The organism is Streptomyces rubiginosohelvolus (genome assembly GCF_014649875.1).
Taxonomy (GTDB): Bacteria; Actinomycetota; Actinomycetes; order Streptomycetales; family Streptomycetaceae; genus Streptomyces; species Streptomyces rubiginosohelvolus.
In genome coordinates this window covers 304,024-329,241 of the sequence record NZ_BMTW01000003.1, presented here as the reverse complement: position 1 = coordinate 329,241, position 25,218 = coordinate 304,024, and the positions used below count along the sequence as shown (strand labels likewise).

Sequence of the window (25,218 nt, the reverse complement as noted above, 5' to 3'; positions counted from 1 at the left end):
AGGCGTTACGCGGACGGGCCCGCTCCTCCCCGTGGGGAGCGGGCCCATCGACGTACCGCCGCGGCCCGATGTATCCGGTGCCGGGGTGACCGGTGCCGGGTGGCCCGCTCGGCCGGCCCGTCGCCCGCTTCGTATGCTCGTGCCATGACCGACACCACCGACCTCGACGCCGAGGACCGCAAGATCGTCACCCTGGCGCGCAGCGCCCGCGCCCGCAACGGGGTGCCCGAGGGCGCGGCCGTACGCGACGAGACGGGACGTACGTATGTCGCGGGCACGGTGGCGCTGGAGTCGCTGAAGCTCAGCGCGCTGCAGACCGCCGTCGCCATGGCCGTGGCCAGCGGCGCCACCTCGCTGGAGGCGGCGGCCGTCGTCTCCTCCGCCGAGACCCCCTCCGACGGCGACCGGGCCGCGGTGCGGGACCTCGGCGGACCGGACACCCCGGTGCTGCTCGCGGGCCCGGACGGCACCCTGCGCGTACGCGTCACGGCGGGCTGAGCGACCGCTCCGGCGGCCGTTCCTCCCGGCGCTCCGGCGCGTTCCGGCGTACCGCTGTACGAGAGCGCCGCCGGGATCGGGGAGAATGGTCGCCATGAGCGCTCGACCGAACCAAGAATCCGCTGCCCCGCAAGCGGAGACCACCTCCCCCCACCGGGCCGGCTTCGCCTGCTTCGTGGGCCGCCCCAACGCGGGCAAGTCCACCCTCACGAACGCTCTCGTCGGTCAGAAGGTGGCGATCACCTCCAACCGCCCCCAGACCACCCGGCACACCGTGCGCGGCATCGTGCACCGTGACGACGCGCAGCTGATCCTGGTCGACACCCCCGGCCTCCACAAGCCGCGCACCCTGCTGGGCGAGCGGCTCAACGACGTCGTGCGGACCACCTGGGCCGAGGTCGACGTCATCGGCTTCTGTCTGCCCGCCGACCAGAAGCTCGGCCCCGGCGACAAGTACATCGTCAAGGAGCTCGCGGGGATCAAGAAGACCCCCAAGATCGCCATCATCACCAAGACCGACCTGGTGGAGTCCAAGGCGCTCGCCGAACAGCTCCTCGCCGTCTCCGCGCTCGCGGAGGAGCTGGGCTTCGAGTGGGCCGAGATCGTGCCGGTGTCGGCGGTCGGCGACAAGCAGGTCGACCTGCTGGCCGACCTCATCGCCCCGCTGCTCCCCGAGAGCCCGCCGCTCTACCCGGAGGGCGACCTCACCGACGAGCCGGAGATGGTCATGGTCGCGGAGCTGATCCGCGAGGCCGCGCTGGAAGGCGTACGGGACGAGCTGCCGCACTCCATCGCGGTCGTCGTCGAGGAGATGCTGCCCCGCGAGGACCGCCCGGCGGACCGGCCGCTGCTGGACATCCACGCCAACGTCTACATCGAGCGGCCCAGCCAGAAGGGCATCATCATCGGCCCGAAGGGCAAGCGGCTGAAGGACGTCGGCACCAAGTCCCGCAAGCACATCGAGGCGCTGCTCGGCACGCCGGTCTTCCTGGACCTGCACGTGAAGGTCGCCAAGGACTGGCAGCGCGATCCCAAGCAGCTGCGGAAGCTGGGGTTCTGACCCCTCGCGTGCCCAGGTGCCGATCTCACGCGCCCTCCTTCAGGACGCGTGAGATCAGCGTGCGCTGCGCCCCGGTCAGATCGGGGTCAGCGCAGTACACGGTGCGGCCGTCGACCGTGATCGCGTACCGGAAGCCGTCCGGCACCCCGGCCGACGGGGTGTCCCGCGCCGCGCCGAGCGCCTCCTCGGCGAGGGACCGCCACTCCGCGGCGTCCGCCCGGCCCTCCGTGTCGACCTCATGGCGGCGGGCGATGCCGGCGAAGCCGCCGGTCCGGCTGACCTGAATGCGCATGGGGTCCTGTCTATCGGGGGCCGGACGGGCACTCAACCCCGCCCGCCGGTCGGGCCTGCGACGGTCCGGGTCACGCCCGGGTGGGAACGCCCACCTCCGACCAGGCCTTGAGGACCGCCTCCCGCTCGTCCGCCTCGCCGAAGCGGGCGCCCGCCGCCGCGACCGTCAGCCGGGCGAACTCCGCGAAGTCCGCGTTCGCCGTCAGCTCGCCGCCGGTCAGCACGTCGAACCAGATCTGCCCGGCGCGCTCCCAGGAATTCCCGCCCAGCGCGGTGGCCAGGAGGTAGAACGCGCGGTTGGGGATGCCGGAGTTGAGGTGGACACCGCCGTTGTCCTCCTCCGTCTCGATGTAGTCGTCCATGGAGCCCGGCTGCGGGTCCTTGCCGAGGACGTCGTCGTCGTACGCCGTGCCCGGGGCCTTCATCGAGCGCAGCGCGTCCCCGCTGACCCGGGGCGCGAGCAGCCCGGCGCCGATCAGCCAGTCGGCCTGCTCGGCGCTCTGGCCCAGCGAGTACTGCTTGACCAGGGAGCCGATCACGTCGGACACGGACTCGTTGAGCGCGCCCGACTGGCCCTCGTAGCGCAGGTTGGCGGTGTACTGGGTGAGGCCGTGGGCCAGTTCGTGGGCGATCACGTCCACCGCGACCGTGAAGTCGAGGAAGATCTCGCCGTCGCCGTCCCCGAAGACCATCTGCTCGCCGTCGAAGAACGCGTTGTTGTACTCCTGGCCGTAGTGCACGGAGCCGATCAGCGGGAGGCCCTTGCCGTCGATCGAGCTGCGCCCGTACGCCGAGAGCAGCAGCTCGAAGGTGGCGCCGAGCCCGGCGTACGCGCGGTTGACGCTGGCGTCGGAGGTGGGCTTGTCGCCCTCCTCGCGGACCTTGACGCCGGGCAGGGTGGTGCCCGTCTCGCAGTCGTACAGGAGCCGCTGCGGCTTGCTGGGCACCGCGCCGGCGGTGTGCCGGGTCGGTGTCGCGGCGAGCGCGGTGATCCGGCGGCGGTCACGGCGCAGGGCGTCGGCCGCCAGGGTGCGGCGGGCCGGGTCCGCGAGCCGCGCGTCGGCGGACCGGGAGAGGTGATCGAGGACGTGGGGCGGAACGATGGTGCAGAAGACGGGGTTGAGCTCGCCGTCGGTTCGAAGGTGCATGTAAACGACTGTGGCACTCCGTCACTGCGCTGTCACTGGTTGCGACGATGATTGACGAAATGGAGTGATGAGTCACTGTTTACCCGTCATCGATGCTCGGTCCCGCATACTGATACGGACCGACACCACGGGCCACACTCGGTTACGCTCGTCGCATCATGCGTTTCGGGCTGCTTCTTCTTAGCTGCCGCGGCGAGGGCCTGTAGTCGTAGGCCGACCCCCTCCCCGCGGAGTCTGGTGCTGCAGCGACACAGTCGGCCGATCCCCGCTGGACCGAGGAGCCCTACGCCATGACCACCGTGAATCCCGCCGGTAATTCTGTCGGCCGCCCCACCCCGATCACCAACGCGACGCAGCTGCAGAAGCCCTCCGGGATGCCGGTCCACAAGTACGGCCGCTACGAGGCCGTCGACATCCCCGACCGCACCTGGCCCGACAACCGCATCACCGTGGCGCCCCGCTGGCTGTCCACCGACCTGCGCGACGGCAACCAGGCCCTGATCGACCCGATGTCCCCGGCCCGCAAGCGCGAGATGTTCGACCTGCTGGTGAAGATGGGCTACAAGGAGATCGAGGTCGGCTTCCCGTCCTCCGGCGAGACCGACTTCAACTTCGTACGCTCCATCATCGAAGAGGGCGCGATCCCCGAGGACGTGACGATCTCCGTCCTGACGCAGGCCCGCGAGGAGCTGATCGAGCGCACCGTGGAGTCGCTGGTCGGTGCCCACCGGGCCACCGTCCACCTGTACAACGCCACCGCACCGACCTTCCGCCGCGTCGTCTTCCGGGGCTCCCGCGAAGAGGTCAAGCAGATCGCGGTGGACGGTACCCGGCTGGTCATGGAGTACGCCGAGAAGATCCTGGGCCCCGAGACGATCTTCGGCTACCAGTACAGCCCGGAGATCTTCACCGACACCGAGCTGGACTTCGCCCTGGAGGTCTGCGAGGCCGTCTGCGACGTGTGGCAGCCGGAGGAGGGCCGCGAGATCATCCTCAACCTGCCCGCCACCGTGGAGCGTTCCACGCCCTCCACCCACGCGGACCGCTTCGAGTGGATGTCCCGCAACCTGACCCGCCGCGAGCACGTCTGCCTGTCGGTCCACCCGCACAACGACCGGGGCACCGCCGTCGCCGCCGCCGAGCTGGCCATCATGGCCGGGGCCGACCGCATCGAGGGCTGCCTGTTCGGCCAGGGCGAGCGCACCGGCAACGTCGACCTGGTCACCCTGGGCATGAACCTGTTCTCCCAGGGCGTCGACCCGCAGATCGACTTCTCGCAGATCGACGAGATCCGCCGCACCAGCGAGTACTGCAACCAGATGGAGATCCACCCGCGCCACCCCTACGCGGGCGATCTGGTCTACACCGCCTTCTCCGGCTCCCACCAGGACGCCATCAAGAAGGGCTTCGACGCGATGGAGAAGGACGCGGCGGCCCAGGGGAAGACGGTCGACGACATCGAGTGGGCCGTGCCGTATCTGCCGATCGACCCGAAGGACGTCGGCCGCTCGTACGAGGCCGTCATCCGGGTCAACTCGCAGTCCGGCAAGGGCGGTATCGCTTACGTCCTGAAGAACGACCACAAGCTGGACCTGCCGCGCCGGATGCAGATCGAGTTCTCCCGGATCATTCAGGCCAAGACCGACGCCGAGGGCGGCGAGGTCACCCCGACCCAGATCTGGTCCACCTTCCAGGACGAGTACCTGCCCAACGCGGAGAACGCGGGGGCGCGTTGGGGCCGTATCCAGCTGCGCTCCGGCCAGACCACCTCCGACACCGACGGGACCGACACCCTGACCGTCGAGGCCGTCGTGGACGGCGCCGACACCGTCCTGACCGGTTCCGGCAACGGCCCGATCTCCGCGTTCTTCGAAGCGCTGCAGGCCATCGGCATCGACGCCCGGCTGCTGGACTACACCGAGCACACGATGAGCGAGGGGGCCAGCGCCCAGGCCGCCTCGTACATCGAGTGCGCGATCGACGGCAAGGTCCTGTGGGGCATCGGCATCGACGCCAACACCACCCGCGCCTCGCTGAAGGCGGTCGTCTCCGCCGTCAACCGCGCGGCCCGCTGACGCCGAACGGCTCGTTCCGGACCCCGACCGCCCGCCCCGGGAGGTCGGGGTTCGGCCATATCCGGGAGTTGTGACGTCCAAGAGGCTGACGCCCCCTCGCGAATGTGGCTAACATCACGTCCAACACACGGCAGTGTTGCCGGAGCGTTACGGAGGTGTGCGACGTGCGGTCAGCCAAAGGACAACGCGCTCTGAGGCCGGTCCTCTGCGGCGTTCGCACCGTCTGGGACACCGTCGGCGACGGCGCCTTCTTCTGCCCCGGCTGCGGGGGAGACCGCAACTACCGCCGGCTCACCGGCCGCCGCCGCCTCACCGTCCTCGGGGTCCCGCTGGTCCGCCGGGGGGAGGCCGAGCCCGTCGTCGAGTGCGCCGCCTGCCTGGCCCACCACGCCCCCGATGCGCTGGAGCACCCCACCACGACCCGGTTCTCCGCGATGCTCCGCGAGGCCGTCCACACCGTCACCCTGGCCGTCCTCGCCGCCGGGGGCACCACCTCCCGCACGGTCCTGGAGGCCGCCGTCGCCACCGTGCGCGACGCCGGGCTCGACGACTGCACCCAGGAGCAGCTGTTCACGGTCGTCGAGGTGCTGGCCGCCGACACCGGCCGCGGCTCCGGCACCGACCCGGCCGCCGAGGCCTGCGGCCCCACCCTCGCCATCGAGCTGCACGAGGTGCTGGCCCCGCTCGCCCCGCACCTGGCCACCGCCGGCCGCGCGTCCGTCCTCCTCCAGGGCGCCCGGATCGCCCTGGCCGACGGCCCCTACTGCGCCGCCGAGCGCCAGGTCCTGACGACGGTCGGCAGCGCCCTCGGCATCCCCGCCGAGGAGACCGCGCGGGTGCTGGCCGAGGCGGCCCGTACGCCGTCGTAGGCGTTCGCAGGAAGTCGACTCAGTTCAGCGTTCGCAGGAACTCAACGCCGTTCGTGGGCCCGAATCAGCCGGCAGTCCCGGCCCGGTAGCGCCAGAACGGGCGTACGGCCAGGGCGGCCGCGAGGACGAGGGCGGCGCAGACGAAGGCGGAGGCCGACCAGGCGAGGGTGAGAGGAATGACGGCGGCCATCGTCCCGGCGCGCAGGTCACCCAGTCTCGGCCCGCCCGCGACGACGACGGTGTGGACGCCCTGGAGGCGGCCGCGGAGGTGGTCGGGCACGTAGGACTGGAGGATGGTCTGCCGGTAGACGGCGCTGACCAGGTCCGCGGCGCCGGCGAGGGCCAGCAGGGCGATCGCGGCCCACAGGGTGCGGGTCAGTCCGGCGGCGGCGATGGCCGTGGCCCACACGATCACGGCCGCGGTCAGGGCGACGCCCTGGCGCCGGACGCGGCCGATCCAGCCGCTGAAGAGTCCGGCGACAAGCGCTCCGGCCGCGATCGCGGAGTACAGCGGGCCCACCCCGCCGTGGAACCGTTCGGCCGCGGCTTGAGGGAAAAGGGCCTCGGGCGCGGCCAGCACCATGGCGGCGATGTCGACGAGGAAAGACATGATCAGCACGGGATGACGGCTGATGAACAGCAGGCCGTCCGCCACCGAGCGCAGGCCGGGAAAGCCGGCGGATCCGCAGGAGGGGGAGGGGAGGCGGGGCAGCCGGAAGGCCGCGTAGAGGGCGACGGTGAAGAGTACGGCGTCGGCTCCGTAGACGAGGGCGAACCCACCGGGAAGGCCGAGCAGCACACCGGCGAGGAGAGGGCCGAGTACTTGTCCGAGGTTGCCGACGCTGTAGAGGAGACCGTTCGCGGCGGAGATCTGGCCTGTGGGTACCAGCCGGGGCACGATGGCGCCGCGGACCGATGAGGAGACGGCGAACCCGCCGGACTGGACAGCGACCAGGACGAGGATCAGCGCGGGCGACCGCACGTGGAGCAGGCTCTGCAGCATCAAGGCCAGAGAAACGATCCAGGTGAGCCAGCACGACCCGAGATACAGCTTCCGGCGATCCACCGCGTCGGCGACCGCTCCGCCGTAGAGGCCGAAGACCACGGTCGGCAGCAGCGCGGCGAGTCCGCTGACGCCCACCACCGCGGAGGAGTGCGTCAGCGCGTACAACTCGACGGGGACGGCGACCGAGGAAGCCATGAGGCCGATCACGGACACGCTCTGCCCGACGAAGGTGCGCCGGAAGACTGGTAGGGACAGTGGCCGGGTGTCCGCCACGCTGCGCGACAGCAGGGTCCGGACACGGCCGACGGGACGGGTACGGCCGCGCGGAGGCGCGTCGCCGGGATCCGCCCCGTGCGAGGCGCCGGCGGCGGAGGCGGAGGACACGGGCTCGGAATCTGCCGGCGGAGGGGGTATCTGCGGAGGATGGCTCACAAGATCCACCATCGGCCGCCCACCCCGATGACGGCTTCCGATATTCTGACGGGTGATGTCGTATATCCGACACGGTCATCTGCCCGGCGAGTACATCGAGCGGCACCAGCACGAAGAGCATCAGCTGGTGTACGTCAGCGACGGCATCCTGGCCGTACGCACCGATCACGGCGCCTGGGTGGCCGGCGCCCAGCGCGCGGTCTGGATTCCCGCGCGCACCTGGCACGAACACCGTGTCCACGGGCATACGACGGTGCACACCCTGATGTTCCCCACCGGCCGGACAACGCTCCCCTACACGACGCCGACGGTCATCGCGGTGGGCCCACTCCTGCGCGAACTGCTGATCGCCTGCACCGAGCCCGGCCTCGCACCTGCCGAGCGGCGCCGGCTGCTCGGTGTGATCAACGACCGGCTGCTGCGTGCCGACATCACCGCCCTGCAGCTCCCCACGGCCCGCGACCCCCGCCTGGCCGCCGCATGCGGCCTCGTACTGAGGGATCTGTCCCAGCCCCGGACCCTCACCTGGCTGGCCGGACGCGTCGGCGTGGGCGAGCGGCAGCTGGGACGGCTCTTCCGCGCGGAGTTCGGCGGAACCTATCCCCAGTGGCGCACCAACGCCCGGATCTTCCAGGCGATGATCGAACTGAGTGAGGGAGCGACCGTGACACAGGCGGCACACACGTGTGGCTGGGCCACCCCCAGCGCCTTCATCGACACGTTCACCCGCGTCATGGGCCGCACCCCCGGCAGCTACCGCGGGTAGAGGCTCCCGCAGGCCGTCCCCGGTGGGCGACAATGGGCCCATGAGCTTGTTCCGGGACGACGGCATCGTGCTGCGTACGCAGAAACTGGGCGAGGCCGACCGGATCATCACGATCCTGACCCGTGGCCACGGCCGGGTCCGCGCCGTCGCCCGCGGGGTGCGCCGCACCAAGTCCAAGTTCGGCGCCCGCCTGGAGCCCTTCTCCCACGTCGACGTGCAGTTCTTCGCGCGCGGCAGCGAGCTGGTCGGCCGCGGGCTGCCGCTCTGCACCCAGAGCGAGACGATCGCCCCGTACGGCGGCGGGATCGTCGCCGACTACGCCCGCTACACCGCGGGCACCGCGATGCTGGAGACCGCCGAGCGGTTCACCGACCACGAGGGCGAACCGGCCGTCCAGCAGTATCTGCTGCTCGTCGGCGGCCTGCGCACCCTCGCCCGGGGCGAGCACGCCCCCCATCTGATCCTGGACGCGTTCCTGCTGCGCTCGCTCGCGGTCAACGGGTACGCGCCCAGCTTCGAGGACTGCGCCAAGTGCGGAATGCCCGGTCCGAACCGGTTCTTCTCCGTCGCGGCGGGGGGCGTCATATGCGGTGACTGCCGGGTGCCCGGCAGCGTCGTACCCTCGGCACAGGCCCTCGAACTGCTGAGCGCACTGCTCAGCGGCGACTGGGCGACGGCGGACGCGTGCGAGGCGCGTCATGTCAGGGAGGGGAGCGGGCTGGTGTCCGCCTATCTGCACTGGCATCTGGAGCGCGGCCTGCGCTCGCTGCGGTACGTAGAGAAGTGACGCGGTGCGTCGGGCAGACGGCGCGGTGCGTGGAGAAGTGACACAGGGAGACTGAGAAGCACATGGCAGTACGCGGGATCCTCGGCGGCCGTAACCGGCGCACGTACAAGACCCCCGAGCCGCACCCCTCGGGCGCGGTGCCGCCGAAGATCCCCGGCGAGCTGGTGCCCCAGCACGTCGCCGTCGTGATGGACGGCAACGGCCGCTGGGCGAAGGAGCGGGGCCTGCCCCGTACCGAGGGCCACAAGGTCGGTGAGGGCGTCGTCATGGACGTCCTCAAGGGCTGTATCGAGATGGGCGTGAAGAACCTCTCGCTCTACGCCTTCTCCACGGAGAACTGGAAGCGCTCGCCGGACGAGGTGAAGTTCCTGATGAACTTCAACCGCGACGTGATCCGCCGCCGCCGCGACGAGATGGACGAGCTCGGCATCCGCATCCGCTGGGTGGGCCGCATGCCCAAGCTGTGGAAGTCCGTCGTCCAGGAGCTCCAGGTCGCCCAGGAGCAGACCAAGGACAACGACAAGATGACGCTCTACTTCTGCGTCAACTACGGCGGTCGCGCCGAGATCGCGGACGCCGCGCAGGCTATCGCCCGTGACGTGGCGGCCGGGAAGCTCGACCCGTCCAAGGTGAACGAGAAGACCTTCGCGAAGTACACGTACTACCCGGACATGCCGGACGTGGACCTCTTCGTGCGCCCCAGCGGCGAGCAGCGCACCTCGAACTACCTGATCTGGCAGAGCGCCTACGCCGAGATGGTTTTCCAGGACGTTCTTTGGCCGGATTTCGACCGCCGGGATCTGTGGCGGGCCTGCCTGGAGTACGCCCAGCGCGACCGCCGCTTCGGCGGGGCGCAGGAGGCGGAAGCCGCCAAGTGAGCACGGAGAAGTGAGCACGGCGAGAGGGGCGGGCCCGGTGCGTGTGCACCGGGCCCGCCCCTCTCTCGTCCGTCCGTTACGCCTTCTTCTCGGCGCACTCCGCGCACGTACCGAAGATCTCGACGGTGTGCGCGACGTTCACATAGCCGTGCTGGGCGGCGATCATCTCGGCCCACTGCTCGACGGCCGGGCCCTCGACCTCCACGGCCTTGCCGCAGAGCCGGCAGACCAGGTGGTGGTGATGGTCGCCGGTCGAGCACCGCCGGTAGACGGCCTCGCCCTCGGTGGTGCGCAGGACGTCGACCTCACCGGCGTCGGCGAGGGACTGCAAGGTCCGGTAGACCGTCGTGAGGCCCACGGAGTCGCCGCGGTGTTTCAGGACGTCGTGCAGCTCCTGGGCGCTGCGGAACTCGTCGACCTCGTCGAGCGCCGCCGCCACCGCCGCCCGCTGCCGGGTGGACCGGCCGCGTACCGGCGCTGCGTTCGTGCCACTGATCGGCGCCGTGGCCACAGGTGCCTCCTCGTGTCGCCCGTACATGTGTCGGGCCATTGTGCCAGCCCGACCGGGCGCCGTACTCAAACGCGCACGTCGTCCGCGCCCCGCCGGGCGGGTGGTACTTCCAGGGTGCACTCGGCACCCTTCGCCTCGCTCGCCCGGGCGCGCCTCCGCGCGAGCGGAGCGGCGAGCGCGGTCAGCGCGACGAACACCGCGATGGCGAGCAGCACGATCGTCGCGCCGGGCGGAACGTCCTGGTAGTACGAGGTCACCGTGCCGGTGAGGGTGACGGCGGTGCCGATCACCACGGACAGCACGAACGTGACCTTGAAGGACTTGGTGATCTGCTGGGCGGCCGCCACCGGCACCACCATCAGCGCGCTGACCAGCAGCAGCCCGACGACCCGCATCGCGACGGTCACGGTCACGGCCGCGGTCACCGCTACCAGCAGGTTCAGCACCCGGACGGGCAGCCCGGAGACCCGGGCGAACTCCTCGTCCTGGCTGACCGCGAACAGCTGCCTCCGCAGCCCCACCGTGACCAGCACGACGAAGGCCGCCAGGACGCAGATCGCGACGACGTCCGACTCGGAGACGGTGGCGAGCGAGCCGAAGAGGTACGAGGTCAGATTGGCGTTGGAGCCGGTGTCGGACAGGTTGATCAGCATGACCCCGCCCGCCATGCCGCCGTAGAACAGCATCGCCAGGGCGAGGTCGCCGCGCGTGTGTCCGTACCAGCGGATCAGCTCCATCACGACGGCGCCGGCCACCGCGACGGCGGTCGCCATCCACACGGGGCTGGTGGAGAGCAGGAAGCCGAGGCCGACGCCGGTCATCGCGATGTGCCCGATGCCGTCGCCCATCAGGGCCTGGCGCCGCTGCACCAGGTAGATGCCGATGGCGGGCGCGGTGATCCCGACCAGCACGGCCGCGATGAGCGCCCGCTGCATGAACGGAGGGTTGAGGAATTCGAAGAGCATCAGGTCAGCAGTCCCGTCCGGACGGGCTCGGCGGCCGCGTGGGGGTGTACGTGGTCGTGGCCGGGCAGGGCGTGCTGGCCGAGCGCCTCGGGCGGCGGCCCGTCGTGCGTCACGCAGCCGTCGCGCAGGACGACGGCCCGGTCGATCAGGGGCTCCAGCGGGCCCAGCTCGTGCAGCACCAGCAGCACGGAGGTGCCGAGCGCCACCTGCTCGCGCAGGGTCGAGGCCAGGATCTCCTGGCTGGCCAGGTCCACCCCCGCCATCGGCTCGTCCATGATCAGCAGTTCCGGCTCGGAGGCCAGGGCGCGGGCGATCAGCACGCGCTGGTGCTGGCCGCCCGACAGGGCGCTCACGGAGTCCTTCGCACGGTCGGCCAGGCCCACCAGCTCGATGGCACGGTCCACGGCCGCCCGGTCCGCCTTCCCGGGCCACCGCAGCCCCGTACGGGACAGCCGGCCGGAGGCGACGACCTCGCGGATCGTGGCGGGCACGCCGCCCGCGGCCGTGGTGCGCTGCGGGACGTACCCGATCCGGCCCCACCGGCGGAAGCGGCGCAGCTCGGTGCCGAACAGCTCGACGCTGCCGCCGGTCAGCGGGACCTGCCCGATGACCGACCGTACGGCGGTGGACTTGCCGGAACCGTTGGCGCCGAGCAGGGCGACGACCTCGCCCCGGTGCACGGTCAGGTCGACCCCGCGCAGCACGGGGCGCGCGCCGAGGGTGGCCGTGGCGCCGCGCAGGCTGATCACGGCCTCGCGGGGGGTGCTCTCACGCTCCGGCATGAGCGCCTCCGATCCGAACGTCACAAGTGGTGCGGGTGGTGCGGGTCACTTCGCGCCGAGGGCTTTCTGCAGCGCGGCGAGGTTGGACTCCATGACCTCGATGTAGTCAGCGCCCCGGGACTTGTCCGTGATTCCCTCCAGCGGGTCCAGGACGCCGGTCTTCAGCCCGGTGTCCTTCGCGAGGGTCTTCGCCGTCCTGTCACTGGCGAGCGTCTCGAAGAAGACCGTGGTGGCCTTCTCCTTCTCCGCGATGGTGTGGATCTCCTGGATCCGCGCGGGGCTCGGCTCGGCCTCGGGGTCGATGCCCGCGATGCCCTGCTGGGTGAGCCCGTAGCGCTCGGCGAGGTAGCCGAAGGCGGAGTGGGTGGTGATGAAGGTCTTGGTGGCCGGGTTCTTCAGCCCGGTCTCGTACGCCGTGTTCAGCTCGCCCAGCTCGGCGACGAGGGCGTCGGTGTTCTTCTTGTAGTCGGCGGCGTGGTCGGGGTCGGCCTTCTCCAGCGACTTGCCGACACCCTTGGCGACCTCGGCGTACTTCACCGGGTCCAGCCAGATGTGCGGGTCGGCGCCGCCCTCCTCGCCGTGGTTGTGGCCGTCGCCCTCGGAGTGCTCCTCGTGGGCTTCCTCGCCCTCGTGGCCGTGCTCGTCCGCGTGCTCCTCGCCTTCGTGGCCGTGGTCGTGGCCGCTGACCTCGGAGCCGTGGTTCTCCAGCGTGGTGAGGGTCGCGGCGTCGACGGTGTTCTGCACACCGGACTGCTTGATCGCGTCGTCCACGGCGGGCTGGATGCCCTTGAGGTACAGCACGTAGTCGGACTCGCTGATGGAGCCGATCTGGCGCGGGGTGAGCTCCAGGTCGTGCGGCTCGACGCCCGGCTTGGTGAGGCTGGTGACGGCGACGTGCTCGCCGCCGATCCTCTCGGCCAGGAACTGCATCGGGTAGAACGACGCGGTCACCTTCAGCTTGTCCCCGTTGCCCCCGTCCGCCGCGTCGGAGGTGGAGCAGGCCGAGAGAGCGGTCAGGCCGAGGACGACTGCTCCGGCGACGGCGGTGGTGGGTATGAGGCGACGTACGTTCATGACAGTCATTTTCAACAAAAGTGGAAACGATTGTCAACAAGGCTGATGAGATGCCCGGAAGATCACGAGCCGGAGCCGCAGGGCTTCTTTTGAGCCCCTACCGATTTGATCCGGGGGGTGCGCACGCCGGTAACCTGAGTCATTCGCCGTTCGTCATCGTCGTATGAAGAGAGCACCGTGGCCGCCGACAAGATCGACACCATCGTCAGCCTGAGCAAGCGCCGTGGCTTCGTCTACCCCTGCAGTGAGATCTACGGTGGCCAGCGCGCCGCCTGGGACTACGGGCCGCTGGGCGTCGAGATGAAGGAGAACCTGAAGCGTCAGTGGTGGCGCTACATGGTCACCGCGCGCGAGGACGTGGTCGGTCTCGACTCGTCGGTCATCCTGGCGCCGGACGTCTGGGTCGCCTCGGGTCACGTCGCCACCTTCTCGGACCCGCTGACCGAGTGCACCTCCTGTCACAAGCGCTTCCGCGCCGACCACCTGGAGGAGGCGTACGAGGAGAAGCACGGCAAGCCGCCGGTCAACGGCCTCGCCGACCTCAACTGCCCCAACTGCGGCAACAAGGGCACCTTCACCGAGCCCAAGCAGTTCTCGGGTCTGCTCTCCACCCACCTCGGCCCGACCCAGGACTCCGGCTCGGTCGCCTACCTGCGTCCCGAGACGGCCCAGGGCATCTTCACCAACTTCGGCCAGGTGCTCCAGACCTCGCGCAAGAAGCCGCCGTTCGGTATCGCGCAGATGGGCAAGTCCTTCCGGAACGAGATCACTCCGGGCAACTTCATCTTCCGGACCCGTGAGTTCGAGCAGATGGAGATGGAGTTCTTCGTCAAGCCGGGCGAGGACGAGGAGTGGCAGCAGTACTGGATGGACCAGCGCTGGAACTGGTACACGGACCTCGGCATGCGCGAGGAGAACATGCGCTGGTACGAGCACCCGAAGGAGAAGCTCTCCCACTACTCCAAGCGCACCGCCGACATCGAGTACCGCTTCCGTTTCGGCGGCAGCGAGTGGGGCGAGCTGGAGGGCGTGGCCAACCGCACCGACTACGACCTCAAGGCGCACTCCGAGGCCTCCGGCACCGACCTGCGCTACCACGACCAGGAGGCCCAGGAGCGCTGGACGCCGTACGTCATCGAGCCCGCGGCCGGCGTCGGCCGCGCGATGCTGGCGTTCCTCCTCGACGCCTACGTCGAGGACGAGGCCCCCAACGCCAAGGGCGTCATGGAGAAGCGCACCGTGATGCGCCTCGACCCCCGCCTGGCCCCGGTCAAGGTCGCGGTCCTGCCGCTGTCCCGCAACGCGCAGCTCTCGCCGAAGGCCAAGGGCCTGGCGGCCGACCTGCGCAAGAACTGGAACATCGAGTTCGACGACGCCGGCGCCATCGGCCGCCGCTACCGCCGCCAGGACGAGATCGGCACCCCGTTCTGCGTCACCGTCGACTTCGACACCCTCGACGACAACGCGGTGACCGTCCGCGAGCGCGACACGATGAAGCAGGAGCGTGTCTCGCTGGACCAGATCCAGGCGTACCTGGGCGCGCGTCTGCTCGGCTGCTGACACCCGTTTGTGTGCGTGAGGCCCCCGGTTCCGGGTACGGAACCGGGGGCTTCGTCGTACGGTCCACCGGAGCCTCCGCCGCCGTTCCGGGAGGTACGCCATGCCGTCGATCACCACCAGCAAGGTCAGCAGATGGGACCAGCACGGCCGTGAACACGTCGTGCAGGTAAGGAAGTCGGGCGTCACGCGCCAGCTGACCTGCACCACCTGCGCCTGGCGGCGCTCGGCGCAGTTCCTGCCCTGGCTCAAGGCCGAGGAGCACCTGGCGGAGGCTCACCAGGCGACGGTCGACCCGACGGCCTGATCCCTCCCTGGCGGCCTGAGACCCCCGGCGGCCGGAAAACCTGGTGCGGTGCTCGCGGGGAGCGCGGTACGGTTTCCGCATGTCTTCGTTCTTCCAGATCTACGAGTGAGAGCGCGGCGGGTGCACACACCCCGCCGCAGCCCGGGGCTCGGCGCGACCGGCCCCGATCACCTTCACCTGACTCACTTCACCTTCCGTAGGGGAGAACACCATGGCCAAGAGCCGCAACAACCTCCTCGGCGTGGGCGGACAGCGCAAGAAGCTGTCCCGCGCCGACCAGCAGGGCGCGGGCTCCGCGCGCACCGCCGACCGCAAGGTCGCCGAGGACAAGAAGCAGGAGCTGGTCCGCAAGATGCGCGAGCGCGCCGAGGCCCAGCCGGCCGCGACCGCTGAGCCGAGCGCCGACGAGAACGCGTCGTCCACGCAGAGCTGACGCCGCGACACCACCGAACGGGCCCTGGAGGCAATGCCTCCAGGGCCCTGGCGTTCACCGCCGCACGCAGTCGGGACCTGTGATCCTGAATCGCGCCGGCTGGTCCGCGCTCTCCGGGCCGGCCCACCGCCGGAAGCCTGCCTTCTCCAGTACGCGGACCGAGGCCGGGTTGGCCCCTTCCACATCGGCGGACACGGTGTGGACCTCGGCCGCGGTGAGGGCGAACTCCGCGAGCGCCCGTGTGGCCTCGGTGGCGTAACCCCGGCCACGCCGGGAGGCCACGATGCCGTACCCGATGCCGACGACGCCCTCGGCGGGCGGCCAGAACAGGCCGATCGAGCCCACCACCAGGCCGCTCCCGCGCTCGACCACCAGGCGGTGACCGTAGGCGTCGAGCCAGGCGGGATGCTCGCCGAAGAGACGACCCGGGCCGCGCTGTCGTCAGCGCGCGGGCCGGACAAGGGCATGACGAAAGCAGCCGACGGCAGCCATATTCATCAACCTCCCTGTCCCACCGAGCACGCGTCTCTCGCGCCGGCGTGACGCTAACAACCGCTCCTCAGCACGGGCAACTCATTTACCGGGCTGCTGACTTGCTACCCCGGCCAGCTCCTCCGAGACCCGCCACACCCGCCGGGCCTCCTCGGGGTCGGTCAGCCGGCTGTAGAGCTTCTGCTCGGCGGGCGGGCCGCCCAGGTTGCCGGGCCCGCCCGGCCCGTAGAGGGCACCGCCCCGGGCCTCCGGCGAGGTCGCCGCGTACAGCGCGGGGAACTTCGCGCTCTCCACGGTGCCGACCAGGATGCCCCGGGCGGACAGCAGACGGATCAGACGGACGCCCAACGTGTCCTTGGCGCGGCCGACTTCGGGGCGGGCGGCGAGCAGGCTCGTCGGGGCGACGCCCGGGTGGGAGAGGTTGCTCGTGATGCCCCAGCCCTCGGCCTTGCTGCGCCGGTCGAGTTCCAGGCCGAAGAGCCCGAAGGCGATCTTCGACTGGCTGTAGGCGTGCATGCCGTTGTAGGTCCGCTCCCAGTTGAGGTCGTCCCAGTTGATGGAGTTGCGGTTGGCGGCGACGCTGATCTGCGAGGTCACCCGGGCCTGCCCGGCCCGCAGGAGGGGCAGCAGCCGGAGGACCAGGGCGACGTGCCCGAGGTGGTTGGTGCCGAACTGCAGCTCGAAGCCGTCGGCGGTCGTCTGCCGGTCGGGCGGGGTCATGACGCCCGCGTTGTTGACCAGCAGATGGATCGGCCGGCCCTCGTCGATGAGGGAGTCGCCGAGTGCGGCGACGGTGTCGAGCGAGGACAGGTCGAGCGTGCGCAGCGACACCTGCGCGCCGGGTGCCCGCCGCGCGATCTCGGCGACGGCGGCCTCCCCTTTGCGCGGGTTGCGTACCGGCAGCACGACCTCGGCTCCGGAGGCGGCGAGCCGTGCCGCGATCCCGAGGCCGATGCCGTCGCTCCCTCCGGTGACGACGGCGCGCTTGCCCGAGAGGTCGGGGACGGGGAGGTCGATGGGCTGGCGGGCCATGAGGATCACTCCTGTGAGGTCGGGCCCCGGGGTCGGGCCTGTGACGGCGGGGCCGGTGCGGTCGGGCACCACCGGCGAACACATCAGCCCCGGCCTCCTCCGCATCCTGGACCGGCTGGACGACACCCCCGCCGAGATCGTCACCGAACTGGGTGAGACGCTGCGGCAGACCCCGCTCGGCGTCGCCCTCACCGGCGACACGACCCGGTACACCGGCCTCGCGCGCAGCATCGGCTACCGGTGGTTCACCGACCCCGCCACCCGTGCGCAGTACGTGGCCGAGGACCACGCCTTCCTCTCCCGGATGTTCGCCTCCGGCCTGCGGGAGCTGGCCACCCTGCGGGGGACCGGCTCCCGGGCCGCGTACTGCGCCGAGCTGTTGCGCGAGGGGAGCGAGGAGTTCCGGCGGCTCTGGGACGAGCACGAGATCGGCATCCGCCCGAACGAGGTGAAGCGCTTCGTCCACCCCGAGGTCGGCGTCCTGGAGCTGAACTGCCAGCGGCTGCTGGACCCGGACCAGTCGCACAGCCTGCTCGTGTACACGGCCGCGCCGGGCAGCGAGAGCTACGAGCGGCTGCGGCTGCTGTCGGTCATAGGCACACAGTCGCTGCGCTGACCCAGGTGGCGGAGCGCGTCACCCGCGCCGGTCAGCGGGGCTCGCCCGTCAGATGCCGGGCGAAGAAGCGGGCCCCCGTGTCGAGTTCGAACTGCGGAACGCCGGTGTGCCCGCCGAGGTTGGCGTGCAGGGTCTTCTCCCGGGACCCGAAGGCGTCGAACAGGTCCAGGGCCGCCTGCCGGTCGTTGCCCTCGTCGTCCCACTGCAGCAGGACGTGCAGGGGAATCGTGACCCGGCGGGCCTCCTCGAACACGGCGGCGGGCACGAGGCTTCCGGCGAAGAGACCGGCGGCCACGATGCGCGGCTCGACGACCGCGAGGCGGACGCCGATGGAGATCACGCCCCCTTCGTACCCGACCGGCCCGCCGATCCCGGGCAGCGACAGCAGTTCGTCCAGGACGGCCTGCCATTCCGGCACCGCCCGGTCGACCAGCGGAAGGATGAGGGCGTCGATGATCTCGCCACCGACCGGCCCACCGCTCTCAATAGCCATCGCCCGGCGCAGATCGGCGCGGGCCTGCTCGGCGGCGGCCCAGCGGGGCCGTACACCGCTGCCGGGGAGCTCGATGGTGGCCGCGGCGAACCCGTACTCCGCCACGTAATGCCGCGCCCGCCCCGCCAGCCGGGGATACATCCGGCCGAGCCCCAGCGGGGGGTGGCCGATCAGGATCAGCGGCGCCGGTACGGAATCGGGGGGCAGGGCCGCGGGCGTCCACAGAATGCCGGGGATCTCGCCAAGGGTGAATGCGCGCTCGACCACGGCGTCGTCGAGTCGCTGTTCGGAAGAGAAATGCACGGTCGTGCCTTTCGGAAGTGCGCGTGAACGGCGCTCCCGGACGACCTATCGCCCGACCGTGACCCCGCAGGGGAGCACCCATGTCGACATTGCGTTCACGGGTACCACCTCCTCGGTCTTCAGCACGGCTCGCGAAAACGTAGCAGGGAGGGTCGGGGGCCGCCAAAAGGTTTTCCGGGCCGGCCCCTGTCCGGCTGTTCGACACCTGGCGCAGTCCGGACCGCAGCCAGGCAGGACGGCGGGAGACACTGGCGCGATGAATCAGCTTCGGGAGACCGTGGGATGGGCCGACCGTGTGCTGGGCGGGAATCTCATCGGCGCCTACCTGCACGGATCTTCCGTGCTCGGAGGTCTCAAACCGGCCAGCGACGTGGACGTCCTGCTCGTTTCCCGGAGGTCGATGGACGAGCAAGAACGTCGGGCGCTTCTCGAAGGCCTGCTCAGCATTTCCGGCTCTGGGGACACGGCCCGCCCGGTCGAGCTCACCGTGGTCGTCCAGTCCGAGGTGCGGCCCTGGCGTTACTCTCCTACCTGCGATTTCCTGTACGGCGAGTGGCTGCGCGCCGACTACGAGGCCGGGACGGTGCCCCGGGCGGAGCCTATGCCCGATCTGGCCCTGCTGATCTCGATGACGCTGACGGGCGACGCCCCCCTCACCGGCCCCCGGCCGGCCCAGGTCCTCGACCCCGTCCCGCACGCCGACCTGGTCCGGGCGAGCGTGGCGGGCATTCCCGAACTGCTCGACGACCTGGAGGGCGACACCCGCAACGTCCTGCTGACCCTCGCGCGCATCTGGGCCACGCTCGCCACCGGCCGGATCATGCCGAAGGACGCTGCCGCCGACTGGGCCGTCGGCCAACTCCCTCCTGAGCACCGAGCCGTGCTGGAGCACGCCAGACAGCTCTACCTCACCTGCTCATACGCGGAGGAAAGCTGGAGCGAGGCGTTGGGGACGCGGGTCCGACCTCATGTGGACGGTGTGCTCGCCGAGATCGAAAGGCTGAGCAGCGGTGCCGGCTGAGTCGGCGCCGCGACGCGGAACACGGCCTAGCGGAACAGGTGCGGATGCCGCCGGGCCAGGTCCCGCGTGATGGCTTCGTCGGTGGGGTCGGTTATCTCCCAGCCGTGCCCGGACGGGTGCCCGGCGAACAGCCCGCACGCGTCGTCCGCCTTCCGGGAGGCGCGGGCGGGACACCAGGGGAGTGGCAGGAGCCGGGCGCGCTTCCGGTCCCACCGGACCCAGACGGCGCTTCCTGGCCGTCCGCCCTCGTCCCACAGCATCGCGGAGTGATCGCCGTCGTGGCCCTCGCCCAGCTCGCAGAGGACGTGTCCGGCCTCGGGGCGATGGCCGGGGGCCGACAGAGCGAGTACGTGCTCCGGGGGCGGCAGTAACGCGACGGCGGTGCACTGGTTCACGGTTACGGATCACCCTTCGGGGGAGCCGCCGGAGACGAGCCGCTCCGCGATCAGGTCGCCGAGCGGGTCGGTCACGTCCCAGGAGTGGGACGCGGGGTGGTGGTCGAAGAGCGCGCACCGCCGTACGAGGCCGGAGTCGAGCCGACGGAGGACGGCGGGGCACCAGGGGGCGGACACGGCCCGGTGGGTGCGTCCGGGGCCGCTGCCGGTCCAGAAGAACCAGAGCGCCGGTGAGTCCGGCGTTCGGCCGGGGCCGAGGTAGGCGGCGTGTTCGGTGTGCGGGCCGGTGGGGGTGCTGTCGTGCTCGCCGAGTTCGCACAGGACGTACGGCTCGGGGTCTTCGGGGCCGTCTGCGCCCGGGGCGGCGAGCCGCAGCACGGCGTCGGGCGGAAGTAACGTGACGGCGGAGCACTGGAGCACGACGTCCAACTCCGTTTCGTGGCGGGGGACTACCGGTCGCCGGGGCGGCCGCGCCACCCGGCGAGCGTCAGGCTCAGCCCGACGGCGGGATCGAGAACGGTGAACAGCGCGGGAAACCCCGCCTCCAGGGCCTGTATCGCGTGGTCCTGGTGAGCGCTGTGGGTGGCCCAGCGGCGCAACTCGTCAGGTGCGTCCGAGCCGTGGAAGTGAACCGGCTGTACATCGTCGCCGGTCGACAGCCGTACGGGCTCGGGCGCGAGGGGGAGCCCGTGACCGTTGGCCAGCCGGAGGGCCTGCCGCCGGAGCCAGAGGAGGACGAGCCGCCGGTTCCGTACGACGACCCCGCCGAGCGAGGCGAACCGCTGCCCGTCGGAGACGGTGACCTCGGCGGCGTACCCGGTGACGCGCCGCGTCATGTGGACGGCCCGGGTTCGCCGTGCAGGATCAACGCCCGCAGCCGGTCGGCCGCCGCCTGGACCTCAGCGACCACGGCGGCGCGGTTCGCGAAGCGGTCCTGGATGGCTGCGTCCAACTCGGCGCAGAAGAGCGCTCGGTAGGCCGGGTCGGACTCGATCCGGACGAGTTCGGCGAGGGGGTGCGGCTGCGGATGCGGATTCACAGGACCTCACCCCGGCTGCGGGCGTTGAGCCGCGCGGTACGGGCGCGGAGCTGCTCTATGAGGAGCGCGGGGCGTACGTGGCGGGGCTCGACCTCCCACTCCGCGCCGCCTCCGACGGGCCGGAGCGACCAGTAGGGGCCGGCGACGCCTCGGAATTCGCCCACGCGGTCGGCGCGGCTGGTGTCGACCATGAGGGTTCCGAGGGCGGGGAGGTCGGGGGGTTCCTGGCTATTCGGGCGTAAGTTCTCGCCGTACATCGATCGCTCCTCTCCGTAGCCGTTTGGCTACCGGGGCGATTCAGCGTGACCTAGGGTCGGCCTTGTCTTCAACCTGCGAGTTTTGCTCAGAGAGTTAGGGCTTCGGCATGGTGAATCGCAAGCAGCTCGATCCCGAGGATCCGGACGTTTCCTTCGGTTTGCAGTTGAGGCAGGCCAGAGACGCGCGCGGCTGGACGCAGGATGAGTTAGCCGGCCGCATGGGCTGCTCGGGGACGCATATTTCGGCCGTGGAAACTGGTCGTCGTTCTCCGACTCCACGCTTCGCGAGAAGTGTTGACAGGGCGCTGGGGACCGGCGACAAATTCAGCCGCTTGGTCCAGGCGATGAAGGACCTGACCCTGCTGGAGGGCTTCCCGGAGTACGCGCGCTACGAGGGCCGGGCGGTGGAGATCAGGCTCTACGAAGTCGGGATCATTCCTGGACTGTTGCAGACGCCGGAGTACGCCCGGGTCCTGGCCGACAGTGCCGTACGGCGGGGAGCGATCACGCCGGAGCAGGCCGACGAACGCGTGTCCTTCCTGGCGGAGCGCCAAGCGGCTTTGGCGCGGCCGAATCCGCCCATGCTCTTCGTGACCATGGACGAAAGCTGTATTCGCCGTCCGGTCGGAGGCTCCGCTGTCATGAACGCCCAGCTGGACCGGCTGGTGGAGTTCGCCGAGCTGCCCAACACCCTGCTCCAGGTGGCTCCGTACGAGATCGGTGAACAGCGGACGTTCGACCTGCCGGTCAGCATTCTGACGCTGCCGGACCGGTCCGTGATCTGCTACGCCGAGTCGCAGACTCAGGGGCACCTCGACCGGGAAAGCTCGTTCGTCCTGCCCATACTGACGGCCTACCATCAACTTCAGGGCGCGTCGCTGTCGCAGACGGCGTCGGTGGCCAAGATCAGCCAGTTGCGAAAGGGCACCCTGTGACGACCGAATCCCCCCGATGGTTCAAGTCCTCGTACAGCAACAACGGCGGCAACTGCATCGAGGTCGCCGCGAACCTCACCGCATCGCACGGCATCGTCCCGGTCCGTGACTCCAAGGCCGTCGACGGCCCCGTGGTCGCTGTCCCCGCCACCGCCTTCGCGGCGTTCGTCGCGGGCGTGCGGGGCGGGACGTTCGACACCGTCTGACGAACAGAGCAGGAGGACGCCCCGCCGTGCCGTGCACGGCGGGGACTGCCTCAGGCTGTTTGAAGCCAGGGGCCCGGAAGCCGTTGTGTTCAGCCGACCCTCACGAGCCAAGCTGATGCCGCACGAAGTCTGGGTGGGGATCGCCCACTTCAATGCTGTTCTCGTCGAGGCCGTTGGCGATGCAGAAGCGACCCGCGTCGAAGGCGAACTCGACGGCGATGGTGCCGTCGGCCAGGTCCTGGCCCGACGGGCGCCACTCAAGCAGGGAAACTTCGCGGAGTTCCTGGCCGACGAACGGTTCGAGCCGTTCGTCCGCGCTGGACCACGTCGGCGTGAACTCTGACCACTGCCAGCCGGTGATCACGGCTGTGGTGTCGATGGTGTCCCAGCTGATTGACAGCTCATCGAATTTCCAGTGGCAGATCTCGACCCGCACGCCCTCGAAGTCCAACAGCACCGGGCAATCGGCGAACCACTCCCCGTCCTCCACGAAGCGCACGACTGCGTACCCGGTCAGTCGCCGCCCGCCAAGCGCCGCAAAGCGTGGTCCGTGGTTCTCGCGGACGGCTTCCAGCCCGACGAGGAAGGTCGGCTCGAAGCCGGAGATGCCCATACTCACAACACGGGATCTTCCCTGATCTCGCAGGGAGACGGCCCCGGCGGTCTGCCGGCCGACCGGGCGCACCACGCCCACCAGTGGCTGAACCGGGGCGGGAGTGACGAGCAGGTGCTAAATCATGCGGGGTCACATCCCTTGCTGCGGATCGAGGCTCACAGATGCACCCCAGGCAGAGAGCACAAGTCCGTCCCGGCACGGCGGGAACGCGCGTACTCGGCACCCGCACCCGGAGACCGCGCCTCATGGCAGCCGCGCTGACGGCCGGTGCGATCGCCATCGCCATGGCCACCCCCGCTCCTGCGGTCCCCAGGGGCCCGACCACCGTCGCGTCCGCCGACGCCCGCGCTTCTCAGGACGCCCAGGACACACCCTTCACGCGGAAACTGACAGCGGATCTGCTGGCCCACATGCAGCGGCTGCGCGTTCCCGGTGCCATCGTGTCCGTGTCCACACCCGCGCAAGGCACCTGGACCACAGCGCTGGGCACCGCGGACCTGGCGACCGGGACGCCGATCAGTGCCCGCGACCACATGCGGGTCGGCAGCATCACGAAGACCTTCACCGGAACGGTGATCCTGCAACTCGTCCAGGAGGGCAGACTCGCCCTGGACAAGCCCGTGGCGGCATACCGCCAAGGCGTACCGAACGGCAGGCGCATCACCATCCGCCAGCTCCTGCAGATGACCAGCGGCCTGTACAACTACGCCGAGGACCCCCGCTTCAACCGGCAACTCGACCAGCAGCCGGAGCGCTACTGGTCCCCGCAGGAGCTCCTCGACATCGCCTTCCGCCATCCTGTCTACTTTCCCCCAGGCACCGGGTACCACTACTCCAACACCAACTACGTGCTGCTCGGCCTCATCGCCGAGCAGGTCACAGGCCGACCGCTCGCCCGCCTCCTCCGAGAACGCGTCTTCGAACCGGCCGGACTTGAGGAGACCAGCTTCGCCAACGGTCGCTCGATCCCCCGTCCACACGCTCAGGGCTACATGTTCATCGACAACGTGGACAGCCTGACCGCCCCGGTCCTGACCGGCAAGGACGCGGCCTGGGCAGACTGGTCGGCGGGCAACCCCAGAAACGCCACGCGCGACAACGCCTCATTGGCGTGGTCCGCCGGAGCGGCCGTCTCCACGGCGGACGACCTGCGTCGCTGGGCGAAGACCCTCGCCACGGGAACCCTGCTCAGCCCCGCAGTGCAACGCGAAAGACTGACCTTCGTGCCGACCTCCGACCTCCCCGGGGCACCGACTTACGGCCTGGGCGTCGCGAACATCCTGGGATACATCGGCCACGACGGTGAGATCCCGGGCTACAACAGCTTCATGGGCTACGACCCGGGCAGCCGCACCACCATCGTGGTGCTCACCAACCTCAACCAGTCACCCGACGGCACGGCACCCGCCATCGAGCTCACGAAGCAGATCATCGACCAACTCACGCCGCAGGACTCGGCGGCCCTGTCGTAGCGGATCGCGATGCCGCGCTCCGAGCGGTTTTGAACCATGGCCCGGGGGCAACCGGCCGCCATGGAAACCAACATAAGCACCGACACAGGTACTGAAGAAGTGGCTCCGACCCAGGGCGAGGAGAACCACCTCCTCCTCAGCGCCGACACCAACGGCGACGGCAAGCCGGACGTGTGGATGACGGACACGACCGGCGACGGCAGAGCGGATCTCTACCAGTTCGACACCACCGGCGACGGCACGGTCGACGTGACGGTCGTCGAGGGGGCGGAGGAGCCCGGCACGGACCGGCTCGTCGTCGAGGGCGACGGCGGCCACCCCCAGGAGATCTGAGGCGCCCCGCGGGGAACTCGGCGCGGGTGGCGGGCGCGTGTTCAGGGCTCGTTCGGCTGGTACGGGTACCGGATCCGCAGCGCGCCGCAGGTCGTGGGCTGGCGGTACCTCCCGGACGCACACGGTGTGCGCCCCTGCACCTGCTTCGGGTGCCGCGTGCGCGGCGGGTACGGGGCGCGGCGCCTGCGCGAGCGGTTGCCGCATCCGTTGGACGGCCCGCCGCCACCCGTCACGGTGCTCCTCGCCCGCGTCGAAGCCGGTGACCCCGCGAACCCGGCCGCGCTGCGGGAGGCCCTGCACTGGTTCGGCATGCGTCGGCGCGGCCCGGTCGACCGGTTGAAGCGCCTCGCGGCCCACCCCGACCCCGGGGTGCGGGAGGAGTTGGTGTGGGCGGTCGCCCGCTGGTCCACTCCCGGTGTTGCCGAACTGCTGGACGGCCTGGCCGACGACCCGCACCCGGATGTCCGGGAGGCGGTGGAAGCGGTCCGCGAGCCGGAGTGACTCTTGGGGGCGGCTGCTCGGCGGGGCGGTGCGCTCCTGCCCACCGGCCGAGGCGGACCTGTGCCGCA

At 70.4% G+C, this 25,218-nt stretch carries 30 protein-coding genes and 3 pseudogenes; 17 read left to right on the top strand and 16 right to left on the bottom strand.

From position 1 onward, the window contains the following. Window positions 1–144: 144 nt before the first annotated feature. Both IE134_RS11360 and era read left to right on the top strand, forming a co-directional pair. Window positions 145–498 carry a cytidine deaminase-like protein gene (locus IE134_RS11360; protein ID WP_098894472.1) on the top strand — a complete coding sequence of 118 codons (354 nt, stop codon included), beginning with the start codon at window positions 145–147 and terminating at the stop codon, window positions 496–498. Window positions 499–583: 85 nt separating this feature from the next. Next, complete coding sequence (gene era / locus IE134_RS11355) at window positions 584–1,558, top strand: GTPase Era (RefSeq protein ID WP_030708233.1); 975 nt, start codon at window positions 584–586, stop codon at window positions 1,556–1,558. Between the two features lie 25 nt (window positions 1,559–1,583). On the opposite strand, the gene IE134_RS11350 is transcribed toward era, so the two are convergent. Both IE134_RS11350 and IE134_RS11345 read right to left on the bottom strand, forming a co-directional pair. Further along, window positions 1,584–1,850: a protealysin inhibitor emfourin gene (locus tag IE134_RS11350; protein ID WP_010070649.1), complete on the bottom strand. Its 267-nt coding sequence runs from the start codon at window positions 1,848–1,850 to the stop codon at window positions 1,584–1,586. 70 nt (window positions 1,851–1,920) lie between these two features. After that, window positions 1,921–2,997, bottom strand: coding sequence for a M4 family metallopeptidase (locus IE134_RS11345; RefSeq protein WP_030708231.1), 1,077 nt, complete (start codon window positions 2,995–2,997; stop codon window positions 1,921–1,923). Window positions 2,998–3,287: 290 nt separating this feature from the next. On the opposite strand from IE134_RS11345, the gene leuA reads away from it, so the two are divergent. Then, window positions 3,288–5,072, top strand: coding sequence for a 2-isopropylmalate synthase (leuA, locus tag IE134_RS11340; protein ID WP_089115124.1), 1,785 nt, complete (start codon window positions 3,288–3,290; stop codon window positions 5,070–5,072). Between the two features lie 164 nt (window positions 5,073–5,236). Continuing rightward, entirely contained in the window at window positions 5,237–5,941 is a 705-nt protein-coding gene (locus IE134_RS11335; protein ID WP_030708227.1) for a TerB family tellurite resistance protein, read from the top strand. Window positions 5,942–6,005: 64 nt separating this feature from the next. Here the strand turns inward: IE134_RS11335 and IE134_RS11330 are convergent, their stop codons facing one another. Further along, a complete protein-coding gene (locus IE134_RS11330; protein ID WP_229823493.1) occupies window positions 6,006–7,331 on the bottom strand; it encodes an MFS transporter in 1,326 nt (441 codons plus the stop codon). Between the two features lie 103 nt (window positions 7,332–7,434). On the opposite strand from IE134_RS11330, the gene IE134_RS11325 reads away from it, so the two are divergent. From IE134_RS11325 to IE134_RS11315, 3 genes are all read left to right on the top strand, one after another. Then, window positions 7,435–8,145 carry an AraC family transcriptional regulator gene (locus tag IE134_RS11325; RefSeq protein ID WP_189430361.1) on the top strand — a complete coding sequence of 237 codons (711 nt, stop codon included), beginning with the start codon at window positions 7,435–7,437 and terminating at the stop codon, window positions 8,143–8,145. A gap of 40 nt (window positions 8,146–8,185) precedes the next feature. Next, window positions 8,186–8,932, top strand: coding sequence for a DNA repair protein RecO (gene recO, locus IE134_RS11320; protein ID WP_006124319.1), 747 nt, complete (start codon window positions 8,186–8,188; stop codon window positions 8,930–8,932). 62 nt (window positions 8,933–8,994) lie between these two features. After that, window positions 8,995–9,810 (top strand): isoprenyl transferase, encoded by an 816-nt coding sequence (locus tag IE134_RS11315; RefSeq protein WP_030708221.1) that lies wholly within the window; start codon window positions 8,995–8,997, stop codon window positions 9,808–9,810. A gap of 76 nt (window positions 9,811–9,886) precedes the next feature. Here the strand turns inward: IE134_RS11315 and IE134_RS11310 are convergent, their stop codons facing one another. The 4 genes from IE134_RS11310 to IE134_RS11295 form a co-directional block, all read right to left on the bottom strand. Further along, window positions 9,887–10,321, bottom strand: coding sequence for a Fur family transcriptional regulator (locus tag IE134_RS11310; RefSeq protein WP_006124317.1), 435 nt, complete (start codon window positions 10,319–10,321; stop codon window positions 9,887–9,889). A 65-nt stretch (window positions 10,322–10,386) separates the two neighbouring features. After that, window positions 10,387–11,286, bottom strand: a complete 900-nt coding sequence (locus IE134_RS11305) for a metal ABC transporter permease (protein WP_010064183.1) — start codon at window positions 11,284–11,286, stop codon at window positions 10,387–10,389. Beyond that, window positions 11,286–12,068 carry a metal ABC transporter ATP-binding protein gene (locus IE134_RS11300; RefSeq protein ID WP_030708218.1) on the bottom strand — a complete coding sequence of 261 codons (783 nt, stop codon included), beginning with the start codon at window positions 12,066–12,068 and terminating at the stop codon, window positions 11,286–11,288. Before IE134_RS11300 ends, IE134_RS11305 begins: the two co-directional genes overlap by 1 nt. A 45-nt stretch (window positions 12,069–12,113) precedes the next feature. Next, window positions 12,114–13,142 (bottom strand): metal ABC transporter substrate-binding protein, encoded by a 1,029-nt coding sequence (locus IE134_RS11295; RefSeq protein WP_189430360.1) that lies wholly within the window; start codon window positions 13,140–13,142, stop codon window positions 12,114–12,116. Between the two features lie 177 nt (window positions 13,143–13,319). On the opposite strand from IE134_RS11295, the gene IE134_RS11290 reads away from it, so the two are divergent. The 3 genes from IE134_RS11290 to IE134_RS11280 all read left to right on the top strand — a co-directional run bounded on the left by IE134_RS11290 (window position 13,320) and on the right by IE134_RS11280 (window position 15,439). Next, entirely contained in the window at window positions 13,320–14,702 is a 1,383-nt protein-coding gene (locus IE134_RS11290; RefSeq protein WP_030708214.1) for a glycine--tRNA ligase, read from the top strand. Between the two features lie 100 nt (window positions 14,703–14,802). Further along, the gene (locus tag IE134_RS11285) at window positions 14,803–15,006 is read left to right on the top strand and encodes a hypothetical protein (RefSeq protein ID WP_030708212.1); all 204 of its coding nucleotides are present in this window, start codon (window positions 14,803–14,805) and stop codon (window positions 15,004–15,006) included. A gap of 211 nt (window positions 15,007–15,217) precedes the next feature. Then, on the top strand, window positions 15,218–15,439 hold the full coding sequence (locus tag IE134_RS11280; protein ID WP_030708210.1) for a DUF6243 family protein: 222 nt from the start codon (window positions 15,218–15,220) through the stop codon (window positions 15,437–15,439). Window positions 15,440–15,493: 54 nt separating this feature from the next. Here IE134_RS11280 and IE134_RS11275 read toward each other — a convergent pair. After that, a pseudogene (locus IE134_RS11275) lies at window positions 15,494–15,859 on the bottom strand (GNAT family N-acetyltransferase); the annotation flags it as partial. A gap of 153 nt (window positions 15,860–16,012) precedes the next feature. Continuing rightward, window positions 16,013–16,963 carry an SDR family oxidoreductase gene (locus IE134_RS11270; RefSeq protein ID WP_098019593.1) on the bottom strand — a complete coding sequence of 317 codons (951 nt, stop codon included), beginning with the start codon at window positions 16,961–16,963 and terminating at the stop codon, window positions 16,013–16,015. A gap of 52 nt (window positions 16,964–17,015) precedes the next feature. Between IE134_RS11270 and IE134_RS11265 the strand changes: the two are divergent. Further along, window positions 17,016–17,579: pseudogene (locus IE134_RS11265) on the top strand (MmyB family transcriptional regulator); the annotation flags it as partial. A gap of 31 nt (window positions 17,580–17,610) precedes the next feature. Here IE134_RS11265 and IE134_RS11260 read toward each other — a convergent pair. Then, window positions 17,611–18,375, bottom strand: coding sequence for an alpha/beta hydrolase (locus tag IE134_RS11260; protein ID WP_189430358.1), 765 nt, complete (start codon window positions 18,373–18,375; stop codon window positions 17,611–17,613). Between the two features lie 256 nt (window positions 18,376–18,631). Between IE134_RS11260 and IE134_RS11255 the strand changes: the two genes are divergently transcribed. Beyond that, window positions 18,632–19,396 (top strand): aminoglycoside adenylyltransferase family protein, encoded by a 765-nt coding sequence (locus tag IE134_RS11255; RefSeq protein ID WP_126931386.1) that lies wholly within the window; start codon window positions 18,632–18,634, stop codon window positions 19,394–19,396. Window positions 19,397–19,422: 26 nt separating this feature from the next. On the opposite strand, the gene IE134_RS11250 is transcribed toward IE134_RS11255, so the two are convergent. The 5 genes from IE134_RS11250 to IE134_RS11230 are packed head-to-tail and all read right to left on the bottom strand — an operon-like array spanning window position 19,423 to window position 21,087. Continuing rightward, a complete protein-coding gene (locus IE134_RS11250) occupies window positions 19,423–19,791 on the bottom strand; it encodes a hypothetical protein (RefSeq protein WP_189430356.1) in 369 nt (122 codons plus the stop codon). A gap of 9 nt (window positions 19,792–19,800) precedes the next feature. After that, window positions 19,801–20,211 (bottom strand): hypothetical protein, encoded by a 411-nt coding sequence (locus tag IE134_RS11245; protein WP_189430354.1) that lies wholly within the window; start codon window positions 20,209–20,211, stop codon window positions 19,801–19,803. 29 nt (window positions 20,212–20,240) lie between these two features. Beyond that, entirely contained in the window at window positions 20,241–20,627 is a 387-nt protein-coding gene (locus IE134_RS11240) for a hypothetical protein (protein WP_189430352.1), read from the bottom strand. Then, window positions 20,624–20,830, bottom strand: a complete 207-nt coding sequence (locus IE134_RS11235) for a hypothetical protein (protein WP_030708187.1) — start codon at window positions 20,828–20,830, stop codon at window positions 20,624–20,626. The genes IE134_RS11240 and IE134_RS11235 overlap by 4 nt, the downstream gene beginning before the upstream one ends. After that, the gene (locus IE134_RS11230; protein ID WP_030708185.1) at window positions 20,827–21,087 is read right to left on the bottom strand and encodes a hypothetical protein; all 261 of its coding nucleotides are present in this window, start codon (window positions 21,085–21,087) and stop codon (window positions 20,827–20,829) included. The genes IE134_RS11235 and IE134_RS11230 overlap by 4 nt, the downstream gene beginning before the upstream one ends. 107 nt (window positions 21,088–21,194) lie before the next feature. Between IE134_RS11230 and IE134_RS11225 the strand changes: the two genes are divergently transcribed. Together IE134_RS11225 and IE134_RS11220 are read left to right on the top strand one after the other, a co-directional pair. Beyond that, a complete protein-coding gene (locus IE134_RS11225) occupies window positions 21,195–22,022 on the top strand; it encodes a helix-turn-helix domain-containing protein (RefSeq protein ID WP_189430350.1) in 828 nt (275 codons plus the stop codon). Continuing rightward, window positions 22,019–22,228: a DUF397 domain-containing protein gene (locus IE134_RS11220; RefSeq protein ID WP_030708176.1), complete on the top strand. Its 210-nt coding sequence runs from the start codon at window positions 22,019–22,021 to the stop codon at window positions 22,226–22,228. The genes IE134_RS11225 and IE134_RS11220 overlap by 4 nt, the downstream gene beginning before the upstream one ends. Before the next feature lie 100 nt (window positions 22,229–22,328). Here IE134_RS11220 and IE134_RS11215 read toward each other — a convergent pair whose 3' ends face one another. After that, window positions 22,329–22,841 carry a hypothetical protein gene (locus tag IE134_RS11215; RefSeq protein WP_030708174.1) on the bottom strand — a complete coding sequence of 171 codons (513 nt, stop codon included), beginning with the start codon at window positions 22,839–22,841 and terminating at the stop codon, window positions 22,329–22,331. A gap of 248 nt (window positions 22,842–23,089) precedes the next feature. Between IE134_RS11215 and IE134_RS11210 the strand changes: the two genes are divergently transcribed. The 3 genes and pseudogenes from IE134_RS11210 to IE134_RS11200 form a co-directional block, all read left to right on the top strand. Further along, complete coding sequence (locus IE134_RS11210) at window positions 23,090–24,316, top strand: serine hydrolase domain-containing protein (protein ID WP_189430347.1); 1,227 nt, start codon at window positions 23,090–23,092, stop codon at window positions 24,314–24,316. A 60-nt stretch (window positions 24,317–24,376) separates the two neighbouring features. Then, window positions 24,377–24,649: a hypothetical protein gene (locus IE134_RS11205; RefSeq protein WP_030708171.1), complete on the top strand. Its 273-nt coding sequence runs from the start codon at window positions 24,377–24,379 to the stop codon at window positions 24,647–24,649. 21 nt (window positions 24,650–24,670) lie between these two features. Continuing rightward, window positions 24,671–25,150 (top strand): annotated as a pseudogene (locus IE134_RS11200) (HEAT repeat domain-containing protein); the annotation flags it as partial. Between the last annotated feature and the right edge of the window lie 68 nt (window positions 25,151–25,218).

Bases quoted from the DNA above. Each gene is read 5' to 3' on its own strand.
- IE134_RS11360 (WP_098894472.1), top strand. From the start codon at position 145: ATGACCGACACCACCGACCTCGACGCCGAGGACCGCAAGATCGTCACC.
- IE134_RS11325 (WP_189430361.1), top strand. From the start codon at position 7,435: ATGTCGTATATCCGACACGGTCATCTGCCCGGCGAGTACATCGAGCGG.
- IE134_RS11240 (WP_189430352.1), bottom strand. From the start codon at position 20,627: ATGACGCGGCGCGTCACCGGGTACGCCGCCGAGGTCACCGTCTCCGAC.
- era (WP_030708233.1), top strand. From the start codon at position 584: ATGGTCGCCATGAGCGCTCGACCGAACCAAGAATCCGCTGCCCCGCAA.
- IE134_RS11305 (WP_010064183.1), bottom strand. From the start codon at position 11,286: ATGCTCTTCGAATTCCTCAACCCTCCGTTCATGCAGCGGGCGCTCATC.
- IE134_RS11255 (WP_126931386.1), top strand. From the start codon at position 18,632: ATGAATCAGCTTCGGGAGACCGTGGGATGGGCCGACCGTGTGCTGGGC.
- IE134_RS11270 (WP_098019593.1), bottom strand. From the start codon at position 16,963: ATGGCCCGCCAGCCCATCGACCTCCCCGTCCCCGACCTCTCGGGCAAG.
- IE134_RS11350 (WP_010070649.1), bottom strand. From the start codon at position 1,850: ATGCGCATTCAGGTCAGCCGGACCGGCGGCTTCGCCGGCATCGCCCGC.
- IE134_RS11300 (WP_030708218.1), bottom strand. From the start codon at position 12,068: ATGCCGGAGCGTGAGAGCACCCCCCGCGAGGCCGTGATCAGCCTGCGC.
- IE134_RS11225 (WP_189430350.1), top strand. From the start codon at position 21,195: ATGGTGAATCGCAAGCAGCTCGATCCCGAGGATCCGGACGTTTCCTTC.
- IE134_RS11230 (WP_030708185.1), bottom strand. From the start codon at position 21,087: ATGTACGGCGAGAACTTACGCCCGAATAGCCAGGAACCCCCCGACCTC.
- IE134_RS11205 (WP_030708171.1), top strand. From the start codon at position 24,377: ATGGAAACCAACATAAGCACCGACACAGGTACTGAAGAAGTGGCTCCG.
- recO (WP_006124319.1), top strand. From the start codon at position 8,186: ATGAGCTTGTTCCGGGACGACGGCATCGTGCTGCGTACGCAGAAACTG.
- IE134_RS11280 (WP_030708210.1), top strand. From the start codon at position 15,218: ATGGCCAAGAGCCGCAACAACCTCCTCGGCGTGGGCGGACAGCGCAAG.
- IE134_RS11285 (WP_030708212.1), top strand. From the start codon at position 14,803: ATGCCGTCGATCACCACCAGCAAGGTCAGCAGATGGGACCAGCACGGC.
- IE134_RS11210 (WP_189430347.1), top strand. From the start codon at position 23,090: ATGGCAGCCGCGCTGACGGCCGGTGCGATCGCCATCGCCATGGCCACC.
- leuA (WP_089115124.1), top strand. From the start codon at position 3,288: ATGACCACCGTGAATCCCGCCGGTAATTCTGTCGGCCGCCCCACCCCG.
- IE134_RS11295 (WP_189430360.1), bottom strand. From the start codon at position 13,142: ATGAACGTACGTCGCCTCATACCCACCACCGCCGTCGCCGGAGCAGTC.
- IE134_RS11315 (WP_030708221.1), top strand. From the start codon at position 8,995: ATGGCAGTACGCGGGATCCTCGGCGGCCGTAACCGGCGCACGTACAAG.
- IE134_RS11345 (WP_030708231.1), bottom strand. From the start codon at position 2,997: ATGCACCTTCGAACCGACGGCGAGCTCAACCCCGTCTTCTGCACCATC.
- IE134_RS11215 (WP_030708174.1), bottom strand. From the start codon at position 22,841: ATGGGCATCTCCGGCTTCGAGCCGACCTTCCTCGTCGGGCTGGAAGCC.